Annotated in this window: 18 protein-coding genes; 17 read left to right on the forward strand and 1 reads right to left on the reverse strand. The window is 34.1% G+C overall.

Annotated elements, in window-relative coordinates; genetic code table 11:
* The first annotated feature begins 68 nt into the window (after positions 1–68).
* The 6 genes from HYN56_RS21155 to HYN56_RS21180 all read left to right on the forward strand — a co-directional run bounded on the left by HYN56_RS21155 (position 69) and on the right by HYN56_RS21180 (position 4,282).
* Positions 69–623: a LemA family protein gene (locus tag HYN56_RS21155; protein ID WP_109194013.1), complete on the forward strand. Its 555-nt coding sequence runs from the start codon at positions 69–71 to the stop codon at positions 621–623.
* Positions 623–1,576 (forward strand): DUF3137 domain-containing protein, encoded by a 954-nt coding sequence (locus HYN56_RS21160; protein ID WP_109194014.1) that lies wholly within the window; start codon positions 623–625, stop codon positions 1,574–1,576. The genes HYN56_RS21155 and HYN56_RS21160 overlap by 1 nt, the downstream gene beginning before the upstream one ends.
* 32 nt (positions 1,577–1,608) lie before the next feature.
* Positions 1,609–2,529: a hypothetical protein gene (locus tag HYN56_RS21165; RefSeq protein ID WP_109194015.1), complete on the forward strand. Its 921-nt coding sequence runs from the start codon at positions 1,609–1,611 to the stop codon at positions 2,527–2,529.
* Positions 2,530–2,663: 134 nt separating this feature from the next.
* Entirely contained in the window at positions 2,664–3,248 is a 585-nt protein-coding gene (locus tag HYN56_RS21170; RefSeq protein WP_146194625.1) for a hypothetical protein, read from the forward strand.
* A 77-nt stretch (positions 3,249–3,325) separates the two neighbouring features.
* Positions 3,326–3,829: a hypothetical protein gene (locus HYN56_RS21175; RefSeq protein ID WP_109194017.1), complete on the forward strand. Its 504-nt coding sequence runs from the start codon at positions 3,326–3,328 to the stop codon at positions 3,827–3,829.
* A 108-nt stretch (positions 3,830–3,937) separates the two neighbouring features.
* On the forward strand, positions 3,938–4,282 hold the full coding sequence (locus HYN56_RS21180) for a hypothetical protein (protein ID WP_109194018.1): 345 nt from the start codon (positions 3,938–3,940) through the stop codon (positions 4,280–4,282).
* A gap of 2 nt (positions 4,283–4,284) precedes the next feature.
* Here the strand turns inward: HYN56_RS21180 and HYN56_RS21185 are convergent, their stop codons facing one another.
* Positions 4,285–4,722 carry a cupin domain-containing protein gene (locus HYN56_RS21185; protein ID WP_109194019.1) on the reverse strand — a complete coding sequence of 146 codons (438 nt, stop codon included), beginning with the start codon at positions 4,720–4,722 and terminating at the stop codon, positions 4,285–4,287.
* A gap of 1,583 nt (positions 4,723–6,305) precedes the next feature.
* Here HYN56_RS21185 and HYN56_RS21190 point away from each other — a divergent pair.
* The 11 genes from HYN56_RS21190 to HYN56_RS21240 all read left to right on the forward strand — a co-directional run bounded on the left by HYN56_RS21190 (position 6,306) and on the right by HYN56_RS21240 (position 19,854).
* A complete protein-coding gene (locus tag HYN56_RS21190) occupies positions 6,306–6,899 on the forward strand; it encodes a TetR/AcrR family transcriptional regulator (RefSeq protein WP_109194020.1) in 594 nt (197 codons plus the stop codon).
* 246 nt (positions 6,900–7,145) lie between these two features.
* Positions 7,146–8,363: an efflux RND transporter periplasmic adaptor subunit gene (locus HYN56_RS21195; protein WP_109194895.1), complete on the forward strand. Its 1,218-nt coding sequence runs from the start codon at positions 7,146–7,148 to the stop codon at positions 8,361–8,363.
* Positions 8,364–8,375: 12 nt separating this feature from the next.
* Positions 8,376–11,540 carry an efflux RND transporter permease subunit gene (locus HYN56_RS21200; protein WP_109194021.1) on the forward strand — a complete coding sequence of 1,055 codons (3,165 nt, stop codon included), beginning with the start codon at positions 8,376–8,378 and terminating at the stop codon, positions 11,538–11,540.
* 317 nt (positions 11,541–11,857) lie between these two features.
* Entirely contained in the window at positions 11,858–13,276 is a 1,419-nt protein-coding gene (locus HYN56_RS21205) for a TolC family protein (RefSeq protein WP_109194022.1), read from the forward strand.
* A gap of 377 nt (positions 13,277–13,653) precedes the next feature.
* Positions 13,654–14,259 carry a Crp/Fnr family transcriptional regulator gene (locus tag HYN56_RS21210; RefSeq protein ID WP_109194023.1) on the forward strand — a complete coding sequence of 202 codons (606 nt, stop codon included), beginning with the start codon at positions 13,654–13,656 and terminating at the stop codon, positions 14,257–14,259.
* Positions 14,260–14,330: 71 nt separating this feature from the next.
* A complete protein-coding gene (locus HYN56_RS21215; protein ID WP_109194024.1) occupies positions 14,331–15,062 on the forward strand; it encodes a GNAT family N-acetyltransferase in 732 nt (243 codons plus the stop codon).
* 385 nt (positions 15,063–15,447) lie between these two features.
* On the forward strand, positions 15,448–15,828 hold the full coding sequence (locus HYN56_RS21220) for a DoxX family protein (RefSeq protein ID WP_109194025.1): 381 nt from the start codon (positions 15,448–15,450) through the stop codon (positions 15,826–15,828).
* Between the two features lie 12 nt (positions 15,829–15,840).
* The gene (locus HYN56_RS21225) at positions 15,841–16,050 is read left to right on the forward strand and encodes a hypothetical protein (protein WP_109194026.1); all 210 of its coding nucleotides are present in this window, start codon (positions 15,841–15,843) and stop codon (positions 16,048–16,050) included.
* A gap of 176 nt (positions 16,051–16,226) precedes the next feature.
* On the forward strand, positions 16,227–16,736 hold the full coding sequence (locus HYN56_RS21230) for a DinB family protein (RefSeq protein ID WP_109194896.1): 510 nt from the start codon (positions 16,227–16,229) through the stop codon (positions 16,734–16,736).
* 28 nt (positions 16,737–16,764) lie between these two features.
* Positions 16,765–17,232, forward strand: coding sequence for a DUF1440 domain-containing protein (locus HYN56_RS21235; protein WP_109194027.1), 468 nt, complete (start codon positions 16,765–16,767; stop codon positions 17,230–17,232).
* 351 nt (positions 17,233–17,583) lie between these two features.
* Positions 17,584–19,854, forward strand: a complete 2,271-nt coding sequence (locus HYN56_RS21240; protein WP_109194028.1) for a glycosyltransferase — start codon at positions 17,584–17,586, stop codon at positions 19,852–19,854.
* Positions 19,855–20,017: the final 163 nt, after the last annotated feature.

Here is a 20,017-nt window from a genome sequence, read left to right on the forward strand (position 1 = left end):
CAAAAAAAGAGTCAGACTTATTTCCTTTTATATATATTTGCTTCCTAACCAATTAATATTTTTAAGTTATGATTATTGTTATAATACTTGTTGTATTCCTCTTTATTGGCGTATTAATTTATAATTCGCTTATCGGAAAAAAGAATCAGGTTACTAATGTTTTTTCGGCAATAGATGTTATGCTGAAAAAACGTTTCGATTTAATTCCGAATCTTGTTGAAGTAGTAAAACAATACACCAATTACGAACAAAGTACTTTAACTAAAATCACAGAATTGCGTGCGCAAGCCAATTCCGGTTCTTTAACTGAAACTGAAAAAGCTGCTCTGGATACTCAATTAAGTACCGCTGTAAAAGGTTTGATGGTAACCATAGAAAATTACCCTGACTTAAAAGCCAACACCAACTTCCTGAATCTACAATCGACCTGGACCGAAAGCGAAGAACAAATCGCGGCGGCAAGAAGAACTTATAACGCAGCCGTAACCGATTATAACAATGCTATTATGATGTTTCCCGGAAATATGTTCGCAGGAATGCTGAATTATACCAAAATCGATGTTTTGGAAACATCGGAAGAAGAACGTAAAAATATTAGTGCAAAAGAGCTTTTTAATAGTTAATGGGTTCTGAAAATACTACCAAAACCTTGCGGGATGTTTTAAACACTTTAGAAACGGACCGAAAAAAAATAGCCGAAACCTACAAGACCACTTACATACTATTTGGTCTTGCAGGGATTATTTTAATTGTTGGTTTTCTTATCCGTTTTCCCGCTTTAGCCGTATTTGGCGCCCTTGTTCCTGCTATTATCGGCATTGTAATGTATTACAGAATAGGAGACGATGCCAATGCGTACAAAGCTGCTTATAAAACCAATGTGGTCGGATCGGCATTAAAAGAGATTAACCAAACTTTGACGATTACGCCTCAAAGCGGATTACCACATTATGAGTTTGTAAGTTCAGAACTTTTTACAATCCGACCGGATCGTTACAAGACACAAGATCTGATAGAAGGAAAAGTCGATAAAACTTCTTTTTGGTTCTCTGAAGTCCATGCCGAATACAAAACCGAAACACGCACCAAAAACGGAACCCGAACAGAATGGCATACCATTTTTGAGGGAATTATTTTCGTAGCCGATTTTAATAAAAACTTTAATGTTTCGACCGTTGTGCGTCCAAAAGGCATTGGTGACGCTATTGGTTCCTGGTTTTCTAAAAACGTTTTCAGTTTTGGAAACTCTGAGTTAGTTACCTTAGAGAACAACGTTTTTGACGATATCTTTGTTACTTATTCTAAAAATCAGATTGAGGCAAGATATATCTTAACGCCCGCCATGATGGAAAGAATACTGGATTTAAACAAAAAATCCGACGATACGATTTCGATCTCTTTTATACATTCTAAAATGTATATCGCCTTTCCGTTATCTCATAATTACTTTGAACCTCCTATTCACTCTTCGCTTTTAGATCCCGATTTATTGACCAGCGATCTTTCGCTTGTGCGGTTTATGCAGGATATTGTTCAGGAACTGGATTTGAATACGAGGATTTGGGGAAAGGAATAGATTCTTAAAACTATAATAATTCAAAGAAGCTTATGAAAAAAATTATACTCTTACTACTTCTTGCACTTTTTTTCTCTTGTAATCAAGATCCTAAAAATGAGAAATATGAAAATAAATCTGTTGAAAATAAATATTCCTTACTAATTCCTGAAACACTTTCGCAAACAGATCAATTAAATAGTATTGCTTCAATACAATTTCAAAGTACTGAACAGGATTTTTACATTATGGTAATTGAGGAAGTCAAAGATAATTTTGCAAAAGCTATTCAGGAAAAAAAAGCTAATATAACTCCGGATCTTGAGGGTTATTATAATGTCATTACAAAACATTTTGAAGAAATAACAAAGGATTTTAAAATTTATGATTTAGAAAAAAAGAGAATTAATTCTTCTAATGCCATTGTTTTTTCCATGTCAGGAATAAACGATGATTATCCTGTTTTTTATCGATATGCCATCATCGAAAGTGATAAAACATTTTATCAGATAATGTCCTGGACCAATACTTCACAAGAAAAAAAGTATATCGACAGAATGAATAAAATTATTGATTCATTTGATATTGAAGAAGCTAATTATTCAAAAAAAAGTCATCTTGCTAAAGACAAAACAAAAGAGAATTCCGGAAAAATGAGCACTTCAAAACTTGATAAAGAAATTCAAGCAATTGCTAATCTTTACAGACCGGAAATGATGAAGCAGGAAAAAATTGAAATAAAAAACGGGAAAAGCAACTATCAGTATACGCTGTTTAACAGTGATTTACTAGATAACGATTTAAAAAACACAAAAAACTATTCCAGAACTATAGCCGGCATTTATTACAGCTTTTTAAAAAGGATAAATTCTCCTTTTAGTTACAATAAAATTATTATAAAAATAGTCCATCGAAATGGTGCAATTGATAATTTTGAATATTCTGAAAAAGACATGACAGAAATTGTAAAATGAAAATACAGGCTTATAATTAAGAACTTAACTAAACCTAATTTACAAATATGAGGGATGCCTACGATAAATTATTTGAACATATTGAAAAAGATCTTTTTTTTAAAAACAGTATAGATGATATTATTTATATCGAAATGGATAAGATTGATTCTAACTGGGATAATCTAAAAAAAGATGTTTTTGGAAATAATACAATTTATATCCGGGGATATGGTCGTGATGCACAAAAAACGAAATACTTTATTGCTCTTTATAAACATCTTTTTGGAAATGAAAAAATAATAAAAGACGCTACAAATAATGCTCAACCAACCAAACTAATTAAATGTCATACCAATTATTGCAAAAAAACTAAAGATGGAAAAAATGGAAAAGAACTGATAAGAAATTATCAAATTTCTCACCTTTTCGGAAGAACAAAAAATCCTCTTTTGTTTAATTGTGCCTGGAATATAGCATATATTCCTAAATATTTGGATCCATTTACTGGCCATGAGACACAAGGAGAATATAGTTCCGAATTTAAAGGATTACTTTTACCTGTATTAAAACAAAAATTTGATTTTTATATAAAAGATTACAATCAACTTATTGAAGATAAAGTTCTCAATAAAATTGATTATTCTTTAAAAGAAGTAAAAAAAGATTTTAAAATGAATAACACAGAATTTAAACGTTTTGAACAAGATGCAAAAAATGAACTGGCATTAATCCTCTAATATTTCTTCATTTATGTTCTCGATTATTCCAGATCGCTTAAAATAAGTTTATTCATGAAAAAACTAAATCTTATCTTTTGGTCATATTACTTGCTTCCTGCAGTAGCGATGAAAATCCGACACCAACTCCTGAGCCTTTAACTTTTGATGAAAATTTATTGCTCAAAACCTGGACTTATGATACTATATTATTTGAAGGAACTCTTTATGCTTACAATCATAATCCTGATTGTCAAAAGGATCGTTTTGTTTTTAGAAACAATGAAGGACAAGTGTATCAATATGATGAAGTATATTTTACCAATACTTATTGTACGGGTAATCAAACGATATTAACATGGAAACCTGTAGCTGATCATATTGATTTTTATTGGGATACAGTCAAAATCGACGAATATAAAATAATTTCTTTAACCAAAGATCATTTCACTTTTGCTATTGACAGAGATATGGATAATGATGGTAAAAAAGAACATTTAGTCGTAACTGCAATACCAGATGCAGCTTTTAATTCTTCTAAAATTACAAGCAACAAAAAATCAAACTTAAAAACATTTGCAATTAAATTACCTTTAAAATAGAGAGAAAATACAATCTGAACGTTAAAGACTTTATGGAAGTCATAATTATAATCAGAAAGATTAAAGACCAAACATATTCAAATTTTAATTAAGATAATTTTAAAAAAAATGAGCAGATTTAATTTTAGTAATAAAAAATTCGCACTAATTCAGAATTCAGATAACGGACAAGTAAATACTGAAACTGTTTTTAATTATAATCAGGAAGAAAATCTTGTAACTGCTGACTATTTTGGAGGAACAATCAAATACGGGAAAATTATTGCTGATTTAAAAGACAGTGAACTCCATATGCTTTATCAATGTCTAACGACAGATAACCAGCTAAAAGCCGGTAAAGCAATTGCACAAATTACGTTAACCGAAAACAACAAAATAAAATTATCCCTAGATTGGGAATGGTTGACAAATGGAAACGAAAAAGGAAAATCTGAATATATCGAAATTGATTAAAACTATCTCAAATCTTTTTTTATTACCAAATACTTTAAATCTGTCTTTCCTGCATTACTAATTCCGTGCTCCGCATTTGGAGGACAATAAAAACTAGTATTTGGGCCAGCTGTAACTTTTTCTCCGTTTAAGAAAAATTCAGCAGTTCCTTCTAAGATATAGAAGAATTCTTCTTCGGGATGATGATGTGGTGCGTGCGTTGATTTTCCAGGTTCAACAATACTCATCTTTAATGTGTTTTCCTGAGTAAAATCTTTATCTGCAAACCAATATTGATATCCTACTTTGGTTTTCTTTGCTTTGTCCAGTTCAAAATGATTGACACAGTTCTCGATTGTATATTGAGGCTGTGCAGTTTCCTTTTTGGTTTCTTGTGCAAAGGTTATTTGTTGCAAAAATAAAATTGCAAGGGTGGTTTTTATAGTAGTTAGTGTCTTCATTTTTTTTGTAATGTTACGAAAAATATCAATACGGCTAATTGCAACGATGTTTTTATGATAATAAAGAAGTAGAATTAAAAATGAAAATGTGTCGTTCCTATGGAACTCTCTCTCAAGATAACAATTACTCATCCAACGGATTGAAATCCGTTGCTACAATATATTTCATTCCTAACGGAATTTTTACCGCAAGAAAAAGCCATAGGCTCGACACATATGGTAGGGCTGGATTTTAATCCAGTTATTCAGAATCCAACCATTTAAAAAAGATCTATAGGATAAAACATATTTAGACGTATTTTAAATATGTGTCGTTCCTACGGAACTCTTTCATCATGACGATCACTCATTCAACGGATTAAAATCCGTTGCTACAATATATTTCATTCCTAACGGAATTTTTACCGCAAGAAAGAGCCATAGGCTCGACACATATGGTAGGGCTGGATTTTAATCCAGTTATTCAGAATCCAACCATTTAAAAAAGATCCAGAGGATCGAAACATATTTTAGAAACATTTTTATATGTGCCGTTCCTACGGAACTCTTTCATCATGACGATCACTCATCCAACGGATTAAAATCCGTTGCTACAATATCTCCCTTCCTAAAGGAATTTCCACAGCAATAAAGAGCCATTGGCTCGATACATATTGTAGGGCTGGATTTTAATCCAGTTATTCAGAATCCAACCATTTAAAAAAGATCCAGAGGATCGAAACATTTTTTAGAAACATTTTTATATGTGCCGTTCCTACGGAACTCTTTCATCATGACGATCACTCATCCAACGGATTAAAATCCGTTGCTACAATATCTTCCATTCCTAAAGGAATTTCCACAGCAATAAAGAGCCATTGGCTCGATACATATGGTAGGGCTGGATTTTAATCCAGTTATTCAGAATTCAACCATTTAAAAAAGATCCAGAGGATCGAAACATATTTTAGAAACATTTTTATATGTGCCATTCCTACGGAACTCTTTCATCATGACAATTATTCATTCAACGGATTGAAATCCGTTGCTACAATCTCTTCCATTCCTAACGGAATTTTTACCGCAAGAAAGAGCCATAGGCTCGACACATATTGTAGGGCTGGATTTTAATCCAGTTATTCAGAATCCAACCATTTAAAAAAGATCCAAAAGATCGAAACATATTTGATACGCATTTTTTATATGTGCCGTCCCTATGGAATTCTTTTATTTTAATAATTACTCATTCAACGGATTGAAATCCGTTGTTACAATATATCTCCATTCCTAAAGGAATTATTCGCACTAAACTTTGTCAAAGTTCTAATAAAAAATATACTTTCTCTCCTAGCCCTGATCGAAACGGCATCCTTTTGTGGTGGGGTTCACCACAAAAGATATAGTGGAGAGCAGGACAAAACGTTCTTAAAAACCGAAAAACATTCTGCTCCTGAAAAATATTAAAAGCAAAAACATCAGTAAAATCAAACCTTTTCAATCAATCTATGGTACGATAAGAAAATATTATGATAAATATATTTTGTAATTCGAAAAACCGCCATACATTTGCCTAACAGTGTTAAACGATTTAATACTTGAATACAATGGCTAGCAAAGATCGAATTTTAAGACAAAAAGAAGAGACAAGAAATAATATTCTTGGCGCTGCTTATGATATCGTAAAAGATGAAGGCTGGAATGGTTTGAGTATGCGTAAAATTGCCGACAGAATCGAATATACTGCTCCTATTATTTATGAATATTTCTCGAATAAAGAAGCAATTTTAGAAGAACTGACCGGTAAAGGTTTCGTTAAACTGACTAAAGAGTTACAGACTGCAATAGACAAGTTTGAAAAACCCGAAGATCAATTGGAAGCCATGTGGATGACTTACTGGGACTTCGCTTTTACTAATACTGAAATGTATCAACTGATGTTTGGTGTTCAAATGACTTGCTGTGCACAACGATGTTCGGCTCAGGAGGGACCTTACAAATTATTTACTCAGGTAATTGCTGAAGTAATGAAAGACAGCAATCCGAGTCAAGATATCATAAAACAAAAGTACTTCACTTTCTTTTCTGTTATTCATGGTTTAATTGCCATCAACATCATTAACAAAAGTGATATTTTAGAAACAATTAATGCTCAAATTTTGAAAGATGCCATTGGTGGTATCATCAAATCCATACAATAAAAAAATTTTCAATTTTACTTAACAGTGTAAAATGATTTAAACGGGATAACATAGAATCCTTTTTTTTATAACTTTCACTTAACACTGTTAGAAAATTTAATTAAAGTAATAAAACTCTTTTTTTAGACTTTTACTTAACACCGTTAAATATTTTAATACTGATTTAAGAACAGAATTGAAAATGATTAAAGTTTGGAGTTTGTGCACTTTTACTTAACAATGTTAGATAATTTAATTCAATTAAATATGAATCCCGAGAATGCCAGAATGCCCAAAGAATTAATCCGAGAAAATGTTCAACCAATTAAAACCACAATGAAAATGAAAAATGTAATTATAACCAGTTTTATTCTGGCCCTAGTACTAAGCAGCTGTGCTGATAAAAATCAGGCGCCAACTGCTCCGCCTCCACCGGTTTTACCAGTATTGGCTATCACGAGTGCAAACACTACTACAGACAATGAATATCCTGCTTCTATACAAGGAACTGTTGACGTTGAGATTCGTCCGCAGGTAAGCGGAAACCTTGACAGAATTTTTGTCGACGAAGGGGCTTATGTAAGCAAAGGACAGACTTTATTTAAAATCAATGAGCGTCCGTTTCGTGAGCAGTTAAACAATGCTTTGGCTAGTCTTCATGCAGCTGAAGCGGCTTTGATCAACGCCAACTTAGAAGTTGATAAACTGACTCCGCTTGTACAAAACAAAGTAGTTTCTGATTATCAGTTAAAAACAGCTAAAGCTTCTCAGAAAATCGCAGCAGCGAATATCGAACAGGCAAAAGCGATGGTTGGTTCTGCAAAAATCAACTTAGGATATACAAATGTAACAGCTCCAGTAAGCGGCTACATTGGAAGATTGCCTAAAAAACAAGGAAGTTTAGTTTCTGCTTCAGATATTGAGCCTTTAACTACACTTTCAGATGTTCACGAAGTATTTGCTTATTTCTCTTTAAGTGAAACGGATTTCATCAACTTTAAATCGAAATACGCTGGAAACTCTTTAGGAGATAAAATCAAAAAACTGCCTCCGGTTAACTTGATTTTAGCTGATAATACTGATTATCCAAAAACCGGAAAAATCGATATGGTTGACGGTCAGTTTGATAAAACTACTGGTGCCATCACTCTTAGAGCGACTTTCCCAAATGCAAACGGAACGCTTCGTTCTGGAAACACAGGAAGAATCCGTTTAGGATTAAATCATGACGATGCGATTTTGGTTCCGCAGTCGGCTACAGTTGAAATGCAGGACAAAGTATTTGTATTTACTGTAGGCAAAGACAACAAAGTAACCAAAATGCCTATTACAGTTGTGGGTAAAAGCGGAACTAATTATTTAATTAAAGAAGGTGTAAAAACAGGCGACCAAATCGTATTAAGCGGTATTGACAAGCTTCAGGACGGACAAGCGATTCAGCCTGAAAAATCAACTAAAGTTGCCGAAGTAACTAATCAAAAATAATTCTAAAACACAATGTTCAAAATATTTATACAAAGACCTGTACTTGCAACCGTAATTTCCATTTTATTGGTCATTCTGGGGGTATTAGGTTTAACTAAACTGCCTTTACAACAGTTTCCTGATATTGCGCCTCCATCGGTTTTGGTAACGGCGGTATATCCGGGAGCCAACGCAGAAACGGTTTTACGTTCTGTGGCGCCTTCTCTGGAAGAGTCTATAAATGGTGTAGAAAACATGACTTATATGAGTTCTACTGCCAGTAACGATGGTACTTTGGCGATTACTGTTTTCTTTAAATTAGGAACAGATGCCGATCAGGCTGCGGTAAACGTGCAAAACCGTGTAGCACAAGCGACAAGCCAATTGCCTGCAGAGGTTGTACAGCAAGGTGTGATCACGGCAAAGCAACAGAACTCTTTCATCATGGCCATCGGTATGTACACGGATGATGAAGCAAAATACGATCAGACTTTTGTTGCCAACTATGCGCAAATTAATATTATTCCGGAATTAAAACGTATTCCGGGTGTAGGTTCTGCCAGTATTTTTGGTGGTGTAAAAGACTACTCTATGCGTGTTTGGTTAAACCCAACACAAATGGCAACTCATAATGTTACACCAAGTGAAGTTATGGGGGCAATTCAGGACAAAAGTTTGGAAGCGGCTCCGGGGAAATTTGGAGAGCGAAGCAAAGAAGTTTTTGAATACGTTATTAAATACAAAGGTAAACTTACTAAACCAGAAGATTATCAAAATATCGCGATTCGTTCCAACGCAGACGGTTCTGTTCTTCGTTTGAAAGATGTAGCGAGAGTTGAATTGGGTGCTTACTCTTACAACAGTTTAACTCGTCTGAATGGTAAAAAAGGAATTGTAATTGGTGTGATTCAGTTAGCAGGTTCTAACTCGAATGATATTCAGATTGCAATCAATAAAATGATGGAAAAAGCTTCTAAAGATTTTCCAAAAGGCATTAAACACAATATATTTTACAGTACAAAAGTTTCTCTTGATCAATCTATCGAACAAGTTGAACATACTTTGATCGAAGCTTTTATCCTTGTATTTATTGTGGTATTTATTTTCCTTCAGGATTTTAGATCAACTTTAATCCCGGCTATTGCTGTACCTGTAGCAATTTTAGGAACGTTCTTCTTCATGCAGTTATTCGGATTCTCGATCAACCTTTTGACGCTTTTCGCATTAATTCTGGCGATTGGTATTGTGGTCGATGATGCCATTGTGGTAGTCGAAGCGGTGCATGCGAAAATGGAGCATAAACGTTTGTCTCCAAAAATCGCAACCCATGAAGCAATGCACGAAATAACGGGTGCTATTATCTCGATTACGCTGGTAATGGCTGCTGTATTCCTGCCGGTTGGTTTTATGGAAGGCTCAACAGGAGTTTTCTATCGTCAGTTTGCCTTTACGATGGCAATCGCCATTGTAATTTCGGCTGTAAATGCCTTAACATTGAGTCCGGCTCTTGCTGCATTATTCTTAAAAGATAATCACGGATCTAACGATCACGATGCACCGTACAAGAAAAAAGGATTTAAAGAAAAATTCTTTACCGCTTTTAACAGCAGTTTTGAATCGTTGACAAATCGTTATACAGGCGGACTTAAATTCTTAATCAGAAGAAAATGGTTAAGTTTAGGCGGATTAGCATTAATTACTGCTGCCACTATTTTGATGGTAAAAACAACTCCTGCAGGGTTTATTCCAACAGAAGATCAAGGATTTATTGCGATTGCCGTAAATACGCCATCTGGAACATCTTTAGATGGAACGCAGAAAGTTATGACAGAAGCGGAGAATACTTTAAGAGGTTTAGACGCTTCAAGATTCGTAACAGCGATTTCAGGTTTCAACTTATTGACCAATTCAACAAGTCCATCTTCTGCGGTTGTATTCGTATTGCTTAAGCCAAACGAAGAACGCGGAGAAGTAAAAAACATTGACGAAATCATGAATCAGGTTCGCGGTAAACTTGGATCCATTTCAGGAGGAAGTTTCTTCGTATTCAGTTTCCCAACAGTTCCTGGATTTAGTAACGTTGAGGCTTTGGATTTGGTTCTTCAAGATAAAACGGGAGGAAAACTGGATAAATTCAGTGGAATCTCTCAGAATTTTATCGGCGAATTAATGAAGCGTCCGGAAATTGCAGTTGCCTTTACCTCTTTCAAAGCCGATTATCCACAATTGCAATTGGAAGTTAACGACGAAAAAGCAAATCAATTGGGAGTTAATGTAAAAGACATTTTACAAACCATGCAGGCTTATTTTGGTAGTGCTCAGGCATCAGACTTTAATCGATTTGGTAAATATTACCGTGTTGTAGTTCAAGCCGATATCGATGACAGAGCCGATCCAACTGCAATTGACAGAGTCTTTGTAAAAAACAAAACAGGCGAAATGGTGCCAATAAATACTTTAGTGAAACTAACCCGTATTTATGGTTCTGAAACCGCTTCCAGATACAATTTATTTAATTCAATTTCGATTAATGCCATTCCGAAACCTGGATTTAGTTCCGGAGATGCCATTAAAGCCATTGAAGAAGTAGCAGCACAACAATTACCTGCAGGTTACGGGTTTGAATTCTCGGGCCAAACTCGTGAGGAGATTTCTTCCGGAGGTCAGTCGGCTACAATTTTCTTACTGTGTTTGATATTCATTTATTTCCTACTTGCTGCACAGTATGAGAGTTATATCCTTCCTCTAGCGGTTATTTTATCAATCCCTGCAGGTATTTTTGGAGTATTCGTTGCTATTGGTTTAACTGGAATCGAAAACAATATTTATGTACAAGTTGCACTTGTCATGCTGATCGGACTGCTTGCTAAAAATGCCATTTTGATTGTGGAATTTGCGGCGCAGCGAAGAAGATCAGGACAAGGTTTAGTAGCAGCTTCAATCATGGCAGCAAAATTACGTTTGCGACCAATTATCATGACGTCTCTTGCTTTTGTGGTTGGTTTAGTACCAATGATGAGTGCCAAAGGTCCATCAGCACAAGGTAACCACTCCATCAGTATTGGGGCAGCCGGAGGTATGCTTTCAGGAGTAATTCTAGGTTTGTTTATCATTCCTGTTTTATTCATCATCTTCCAGCATTTACAAGAAAAAGTGAGCGGGAAACCAATCGCTGTAATTCATAACGAAGAAAAATAATAAATGGAAAACTATATAACGACAATCCTTGTAGCCATCATATTTGGCATCGGATATATATCATACAGAATCTCAAGAGATCTTGAAACCAGAAAAGATACTTGTACAGAGATATAATCTGTTGAGAAAAAAATTAAACACATACAAACATAGCTTTTTGTATCGAAAAAAGAGATTAGAAGAAACTAGTTTCAACACATAGAACTATATACATTTAAACAAGTGAAACGCCTTTTAAATCTGCAAAAAACTATGTCTCTATGTGTTTCAAAAAATTACACCCAAATGGGTTAAAGGAATTTTAATAAAAAGACTAAATGAAAAATCATATAACCAAAATCGTGACCTTCGCCATTCTGATCACGACTTTAATATCCTGTAAAGTCTCAAAGGATATTGAAACTCCAAAAGATGCATTTCCTGAGAATTTCAGGAATGCATCGGTTTCGAGTGATACAACAAGTATTGCCGATGTGGAGTGGAAAAACTTCTTTACAGAAAAAGATATTATAAAATTAATCGACAGTGCCGTTGCGAGAAACAACGACCTTCAGATTGCCGAAAAGAACATTGAAATTGCACAATACCGTTTTACACAATCCAAATGGGGAAATGTACCTCAGGTTAACTTATTTGTAAACGCAAGCACAAGCAATCCGTCAGACAATAGTTTTACGGGATTGAACTTAAATCAGGCAATTGGAGCTAAACATATTGACGACTATTCTGCTGGAGCTTCTCTTTCTTGGGAGGCTGATATTTGGGGAAAGATCAGAAACCAAAAGAAAGGGGCTTACGCAGGATATCTTCAGTCTGAAGAAGTAAAAAAAGCATTGCAGACTAATATTGTTGCCAATGTTTCAAGAGGATATTACAATCTTTTGATGCTGGATGCGCAATTGGATATTGCCAGACAAAATCTTCGTTTAAATGATAGTACAACCAATATTATCAAATTAAAATACGATGCTGGTCAGGTAACTACTTTAGCGATTCAACAATCGGAAGCACAAAAATTAAACTCCGCGCAATTGATTCCGTTATTGGAACAAAATATTGCGATTCAGGAAAATGCTTTAAGTGTTTTAACAGGTTCTTTTCCAAATTCTAAAGAAAGATCGGTTCGTTTAAGTGCACTTGAAGTAAAACACAATACAGCAATTGGAATTCCGTCTGCTTTAGTCAGCAGAAGACCAGATGTAAAAAGTGCCGAATTAGCCCTAAAAGTCGCAAACGCAAACGTAGGAATCACAAAAGCCGATTTATATCCAGCCTTAAGAATTACGGCTCAAGGTGGTGTAAATTCTTTTGAAACCAGCAATTGGTTCAACATTCCGGCTTCATTATTCGGAACTGTTGCGGGAGGCTTAACACAACCGCTTTTAAACAACAAAAGAGTGAGAACGCAATATAATATCGCTGTCGCAGAAAGAGAAAAGGCGGTTTTAGCTTTTAGACAACAAGTTCTAGTTGCGGTAAGCGAAGTTTCGGATGCTTTGGTTAAAGTAGAGAAATTACAGCAACAGGAAACGTTCTTAAAAGAAAAAGTAAAAACGCTACAACAAGCTATTAAAAATGCTAACCTTTTATTCAAAAACGGTATGGCAGAATATCTTGAAGTTTTAACCGCTCAGGCAAATTTATTGCAAAGCGAATTGGAACTTGCTGATATCAAAAGACAACAACTTACAGCCAACACAGATTTGTACCGCGCTCTTGGCGGAGGCTGGAAATAATACCCTTTACATTACCCGTTAATTATTTATTTTTTGAGAGGAGAACGCTGTGGAACTTAGGTTTCATGGCGTTTTTTGTTATTTAACCGCAAAGAACGCGAGGATTTACGCAAAGGGCGCAAAAGCTTTTTTTAGTTTCTCGCAAAGACGCAAAGTCGCAAAGGTTTGTTTTTCACGCAGATTTAAAAAGATTTTAGCAGATTTGCGCAGATCTTTTATTTATTATTAAAAAATAAATCTGCTTAAATCTGCAGAATCTGCGTGAAACAAATACTAAAAAAACTTTGCGCCTCTGCGACTTTGCGAGAGCTATTAAATCAGCTTGCACCAAACAAAAAACTTATCTAATTTTATTCTTTCGCAAAAGCAAAAATAAAATGACATCTGATCAACAGAAATACCTAAATCAATTAAAACAAACCATCAAAAGCTACTATCCTGTTTCTGAAAGTTCGTGGAAATTGATTGAGGAAATAGCAGTATTTCAAACCCTTAAAAAAGGAGAAATTATTCTGCAAAACGGAGAGATTGCCAAAAACCTTCATTTTATTGCAAAGGGAATTTTAAGGGCTTTTATAACCGATCAGCAGGGAAATTTCTATAATAAAAACCTTTTTATGGAAAATTATTTTGCGGGGTCTAAAGTTTCTTTGATGCTCCAAACTCCTTCTAATTTTACACTTGAAGCTTTGGAAGATTCCATTATAATCAACATCAACTATAAAAGATATATGGAGCTGATCTATCAAAACGACGATCTCAAAAACTTCTACATCGCTAAAATGGAAAAAAACTGGATTATCGAAAAAGAACAAAGAGAAGTTGCCTTGGTTATGCAAAATGCAACCGAAAGATATATCAGTCTTCTGGAAAAACATCCTAGCATTGCCGATCGTGTTCCGCTACTGCATATTGCCTCGCATTTAGGTATTACGCCAACACAGTTAAGCCGAATTAGAAAAAGTCTGGAAAAAGATTTGTAAATCAACATATGTAAAGGCTTTTCTGAAAGAACGGATTTATCTTTGTTCTACAATTTAAACTCGTCACAATAATGACCACTATAAACCTCATCAAAGACAATATTGACAATCTTACCACGCTGTGGAAAACGGTTGCAACTCCCCTTCTATCTTATCATAAAAATGATCCTTTTGAATTTTCTCAGATCAAAAACTCTGGCTGGCCCAATAGATTATGGTCTCGAGAAGATATTACCGAAGAAAATTTTCTGAAGATTCAGGAAATTATGGCGAAAAATCCAGGTTTGGTTGTTCCATACTGGGATATCTTTGGAAGTAATTCTAAAGATTTTTTTGAAAAAAACGGCTTTCATGTCCGCATTCAGCTTATAGCGATGGCACTAAAACTGGGAGAAAAAGTGCCGATTCAACACAATCTTAATTTCAAAAGAGTTTTAAATGAAGAAGATGCTAAAACCTGGTCTGATATTTATCCGTTGTCTTTTAGTTATAAAATCAGTAAAGAAACTTTGGTTGCTAATTACGAAAATGCAAAGTTTTATTTAGTTCATTTTGAAGGAAAAGCGATTGGAACCTTGACTCTTTTTCAAACAGAAAAAACGATGGGAATTCACGGTGTCGGCGTTATTCCGGAAATGCGCAAAAGAGGCTTTGCGGAAGAAATCATGAAATTTGCTATCAACGAAGCTATTGATGCTGATTGTGAATATGCACAACTGCAAGCTTCTGCTTTAGGAAAAGGCATTTATACGAGATTGGGTTTTGAGGATTTGTTTACGATTACGAATTATCAATTGGGGTAAATTCCAAATTTTAAAATCCAAATTCCAATTAAGCAGCTAATTAATTCTCTCTCAAAGACGCGAAGTCGCAAAATTTTATTTTTAAGCCACAGATTAAAAAAGATTAAAGGATTTTTTTCTCGCAGATTTGGCAGATTGAGCAGATTATTTATTTCTTGCTTAAAAATCTGCTCAATCTGCCAAATCTGCGAGAGCTAAAAAAACTTTTGCGCCTTCGCGTCTTTTTGAGAACTATTCTCAATCTAAAAATCTACTTTCTAAAATCTAAGAATTCAACAAATGTCCCAAATGCCCCCAAAATAGTCATAAATAGGTATTTTACAGAAAAATAAGAATAGTACATTTGTAATACATTAACTAATAACTATTTAAAAACAAATACCCAATGAAGACAACCAAAATCATTTTCTGGACTACTACTATCCTTATCTTTTTATTTGAAGGCGTTATGCCGGCTTTAACTTCTCAAACTGAATTAGCCAAAGAAGGAATCAGACATCTTGGTTATCCTGAATATTTCGGAAATGCATTAGTCGTGTTTAAAATTCTTGGCGTTTTAGCATTAATTATTCCGCAAGTTCCGGGGCGCATTAAAGAATGGGCTTATGCAGGATTTGCTTTTGATTTTATTTTTGCTTCCATAAGCCATTTTGCTGTGGACGGAATTGATTTTCAAGGCTTCTTCCCGCTTATTGTCCTTGCTATTTTAATTGTTTCTTATGTGACTTATCATAAAATACAGCGTTATAAAAATATAGCGCTCTAAAACTCAAACTTTATGATTGAAGTTTTTAAAACAAATGTTCAGGAAGAATCTCAATGCCAGATTATCATTGAGAAACTTCTTGAGCATTATCCCAACAGTTCAATCAACTTCGATTTAGAAGATTGTGACAAAATTTTACGTATTCATGCCAATGAAATTTCGAACACCAAAATCATTTCTGTTTTAAATTTTCACGGCTATTTTTGCGAAGTGCTTCCTTAAATTTTAACAGCTCACAAAACACTCATCTGTAGTATTTTAATATTTTTTATCGTATATTTGAAATACTATCATTCCCCTAATTCTATAAAATTTAATTGAACAAAAAATGTACTCTGGGTTCTTTAAACTCATGGTTTGCATTTGCTGTTGATTTTCTAATTTCTAAATTAAACAAGATGAAAAGTGCAGTCCAAAATACTATTTTAGAAACTTATAGTAAACTGAATGATATTCTTTCCGCATTTACAGAGGACGAAATTAATGTAGTTCCATTTGAAGGGAGCTGGACAGGCGGACAAACGGTACAACATATTATTTTAGCGTGTTCCGGTATTCCAAAGTTATTTGCCGGAAAAACAGAAAAAACAACTCGCAAACCCGACGAAAATGTTAAACAATTGGATGCCATCTTTCTTGATTTTAATACAAAATACCAATCTCCCGAAAATATAAAACCTCCCGAAATTGATTATGACAAAAACACTTTGTTGACTTCAGTAAAAAAAATACAAGATGACTTATTTGAAGCCGCAGAAAAATACGATTTAACACTGACTTGTCTGGATGCTCAAATTCCCGGTTTTGAAAATTTCACTATCTACGAATGGTTGCATTTTGCTATTGTGCATACCCAGAGACATACCAATCAGTTAAAGTCGATTTATGAAACTCTCAAGAAAAAATAAAACTAGCATTTAACTAAAACCCATTTTTATGAGATCAAAAGTTAAAACCATTGTTTCATCTGGTTTAGTAGCCGGTACCTTAGATATTACGGCAGCGATTTTAATTTATTCCGTGATTCTTCATAAAACAACAGCCGAAAAAATTCTGCGTTCGATTGCGAGCGGAATATTTAAAAAAGAAGCTTATACAAACGGATTAGAAATGACTTTTCTTGGATTGGGTTTACATTTTTTAATTGCCTTTATTTTTGCCTGGTTTTACTTTAAGATCTTTCCTTATATTCCGTTTTTTAAAATAAATACTTTCTTATCCGGAATCACTTATGGTTTCTTTATCTGGGTGGTAATGAATTTAATTGTACTTCCAATAGTTTTTCCGGTATTACCGGAAAAGAATTTAGATTTTGCTCTTCTACTTTCTATACTAATAGTTATTTTTTGTGTGGGAATTCCAATAGCTTTTATAACACGTAAATATTATGCGAAATGGTACTAAAATCTTAAAAAAAAATCATTTTCTCAACTTCTCTAATTCTTACAAATAGCATTTCTAGCAAAAGCGTGTTTTTTTAACATAAATTATTGCAAAACACCTGTTTTATAAGCACTTTCAGTATTATTCCCAATACTTACAGAATTACCATGTTTACCCTTTTGAGTTAATTTTTTGATCGATTGGATTAAAACTCGCTATAGTCCTAAAGTAATTTTAGATAAAATTTTTTACAACGCTTGAAAAAGCAAAAAACTGTATTAATTGTATATCTAAATATGGCGCTGCCAATAATACTATTGTGGCGGCATTAAGAACCTCAACGTGTTATTAACCGAACAAAAATTAGTCCTCATGAAAACAATATCAAATAAATCAAAAATAGTTTTTTTATCCACTTTTCCGCCAACACAATGCGGCATAGCCACCTATACTCAGGATACCATTAAAGGAATCACAGATGTTTACGGTAAATCCATTCAATGCGAAATATGCGAACTTGTCGATAAGCCAAAAGAACATAAAACACAGGCATTTACTTTAAACACAAAAAATAGAGAAGAGTATGTTAAAGTAGCGGAAGAAATTAATGAGGACGAAGCGGTAAAATTAGTTCACATTCAGCATGAATTTGGATTGTTTTCCGGGAATTACGGAGATCATCTTTTAGATTTTTTAAATGCAATAAAAAAACCGGTTACCTATACTTTTCATAGTGTAATTCCTAATCCGAATGACGAATTAAGAACATTTGTAAAACTGCTTTTGACTTATAGCAATTCAGTTTTTGTAATGACCAACAAGTCCAAAGAAATATTAATTACCGATTACGAAATTGATGAAAAAATAATTACTTGTGTACCACACGGAACTCATATTGTTGTTTATGAAACTCCGGAAACGGCAAAAGAAAGATTGAATATTCAGGACAGATTGGTATTATCTACTTTCGGACTTTTAGGCGAAGGAAAAAATATAGAAACAGGATTGCAGGCACTTCCTAAAATCGTCGAAAAAGCACCAAATGCCTTGTATTTAATTATTGGCAAAACACATCCTAATTTAATTAAAGACGGGAAAGATCCTTATCGTGATACATTGGAAGGCATCGTTAAAGAATTAAAGCTTGAAAATAATGTTCGTTTTGTAAATCAATATTTAGATACTGATGAGCTTTTAGAGTATCTGAAAGCTACAGATATTTATATGTTTACTTCTAAAGACCCTAATCAGGCGGTTAGTGGCACTTTTTCTTATGCGATGGGTTGTGCTTGTCCAATTGTCGCTTCTAAAATTCCGCATACTAAAGAGGTGTTAACCGAAGATTCTGGAATTTTATGTGATATTGGAAATCCAGATCAATTTGCAGCAGCGGCGATTAAACTTATTGAAGATGAAAACTTAAGACATGAAATGGGGATTAACTCCTTTACTAAAATGAGAGCCTCTTCCTGGGAAAATGTTGCTATAACACAAGTGAATACTTATAAACAATTAATTGAAAATCCTTCAGAAATTAAATTTAGTTATCCGGATATTCAATTAAAACATATCAAAAGACTGACTACAGATTTGGGTATTATCCAGTTTAGTAAAATTTCTATTCCGGATTTGGATTCAGGTTACACATTAGATGACAATGCAAGAGCTTTAATTGCTTTTTGTATGCATTACAGACAAACTCAGGATAAAGAAGATCTGGGCTATATATTAATCTATTTGGATTTTATCTTACGCTGCCAACAGCCAAAAGGAGATTTCATCAATTATGTAGACCAGGAAAATCGCGAACATGTAGAACAAAATGCCGAAGTGAATTTAGAAGATTCCAATGCAAGAGCCATCTGGGCTTTAGGAACTGTAGTTTCGATTTCCGACATTCTTCCTGAAGCAATCTATAAAAAAGCAGCAAAATGTTTGTTACACTCTTTAAAATGGGCAGAAAATATTCAGTCTCCCCGTTCTATTGGTTTTGCTACAAAAGGTTTGTATCTGTATCATTCAACTATTCCGAATTTGTATGTGGCAGCCATTATTAGCAAACTGAATGCAAAATTACTGGCCAATTACGAAGATACTGCAACAGAAGACTGGCAATGGTTTGAAAATTATTTAACGTACGGAAACGGAATTCTTCCGGAATCTATGCTGTACGCCTATTTAATTACAGACAAACCTGTTTACAAAAAAGTAGCTTTAGATTCATTAGACTTCCTGATTTCTAAAACATTTGTCAATGGTAATTTCAAAGCTATATCCAATCAGAGCTGGCACCATAAAGGTTCTGAGCCACACGAATATGGAGAACAGCCAATTGATGTAACGTATACTATTCAGACTTTAAACGCTTTTTATCAGGCATTCAAAACTCCAGAATACAAAAAGAAAATGAAAGCAGCATTCAATTGGTTTTTAGGTAAAAACCATTTAAATCAGATTATGTATAATCCCGTAAGCGGCGGCGGTTATGACGGACTTGAAAAATACAATGTAAACCTGAATCAAGGCGCTGAATCAACAGTTTGTTATTTAACCGCCAGATTATTAATGGAAAAATTGGCTATGTCACAATCTAAAGTTATTCCGCTAATGAAAAGTCGTTCGGGAATTGCTATTAATTCATAAAACATAAAGAAGAAGCTAACCAAATACTTCTCTTTTAAAACCTGGAAAATCCCTTTCTTATTGAAAGGGATTTTTTGTTTACGAAAAAACGGAACGTCAAATCGCTACAATTATTATGTCTTTATGAAAATTATATAAGGCTATGTAAAATTTGTGTAAAATT

It is taken from the genome of Flavobacterium crocinum, from assembly GCF_003122385.1.
GTDB lineage: Bacteria > Bacteroidota > Bacteroidia > Flavobacteriales > Flavobacteriaceae > Flavobacterium > Flavobacterium crocinum.

What these genes read in the sequence shown, in the direction of transcription:
- HYN56_RS21155 (WP_109194013.1), top strand. Translation starts at nt 69, where the DNA reads ATGATTATTGTTATAATACTTGTTGTATTCCTCTTTATTGGCGTATTA.
- HYN56_RS21160 (WP_109194014.1), top strand. Translation starts at nt 623, where the DNA reads ATGGGTTCTGAAAATACTACCAAAACCTTGCGGGATGTTTTAAACACT.
- HYN56_RS21200 (WP_109194021.1), top strand. Translation starts at nt 8,376, where the DNA reads ATGTTCAAAATATTTATACAAAGACCTGTACTTGCAACCGTAATTTCC.
- HYN56_RS21210 (WP_109194023.1), top strand. Translation starts at nt 13,654, where the DNA reads ATGACATCTGATCAACAGAAATACCTAAATCAATTAAAACAAACCATC.
- HYN56_RS21205 (WP_109194022.1), top strand. Translation starts at nt 11,858, where the DNA reads ATGAAAAATCATATAACCAAAATCGTGACCTTCGCCATTCTGATCACG.
- HYN56_RS21190 (WP_109194020.1), top strand. Translation starts at nt 6,306, where the DNA reads ATGGCTAGCAAAGATCGAATTTTAAGACAAAAAGAAGAGACAAGAAAT.
- HYN56_RS21240 (WP_109194028.1), top strand. Translation starts at nt 17,584, where the DNA reads ATGAAAACAATATCAAATAAATCAAAAATAGTTTTTTTATCCACTTTT.
- HYN56_RS21195 (WP_109194895.1), top strand. Translation starts at nt 7,146, where the DNA reads ATGAATCCCGAGAATGCCAGAATGCCCAAAGAATTAATCCGAGAAAAT.
- HYN56_RS21185 (WP_109194019.1), bottom strand. Translation starts at nt 4,722, where the DNA reads ATGAAGACACTAACTACTATAAAAACCACCCTTGCAATTTTATTTTTG.
- HYN56_RS21215 (WP_109194024.1), top strand. Translation starts at nt 14,331, where the DNA reads ATGACCACTATAAACCTCATCAAAGACAATATTGACAATCTTACCACG.
- HYN56_RS21230 (WP_109194896.1), top strand. Translation starts at nt 16,227, where the DNA reads ATGAAAAGTGCAGTCCAAAATACTATTTTAGAAACTTATAGTAAACTG.
- HYN56_RS21225 (WP_109194026.1), top strand. Translation starts at nt 15,841, where the DNA reads ATGATTGAAGTTTTTAAAACAAATGTTCAGGAAGAATCTCAATGCCAG.
- HYN56_RS21170 (WP_146194625.1), top strand. Translation starts at nt 2,664, where the DNA reads ATGGATAAGATTGATTCTAACTGGGATAATCTAAAAAAAGATGTTTTT.
- HYN56_RS21180 (WP_109194018.1), top strand. Translation starts at nt 3,938, where the DNA reads ATGAGCAGATTTAATTTTAGTAATAAAAAATTCGCACTAATTCAGAAT.
- HYN56_RS21220 (WP_109194025.1), top strand. Translation starts at nt 15,448, where the DNA reads ATGAAGACAACCAAAATCATTTTCTGGACTACTACTATCCTTATCTTT.
- HYN56_RS21235 (WP_109194027.1), top strand. Translation starts at nt 16,765, where the DNA reads ATGAGATCAAAAGTTAAAACCATTGTTTCATCTGGTTTAGTAGCCGGT.
- HYN56_RS21165 (WP_109194015.1), top strand. Translation starts at nt 1,609, where the DNA reads ATGAAAAAAATTATACTCTTACTACTTCTTGCACTTTTTTTCTCTTGT.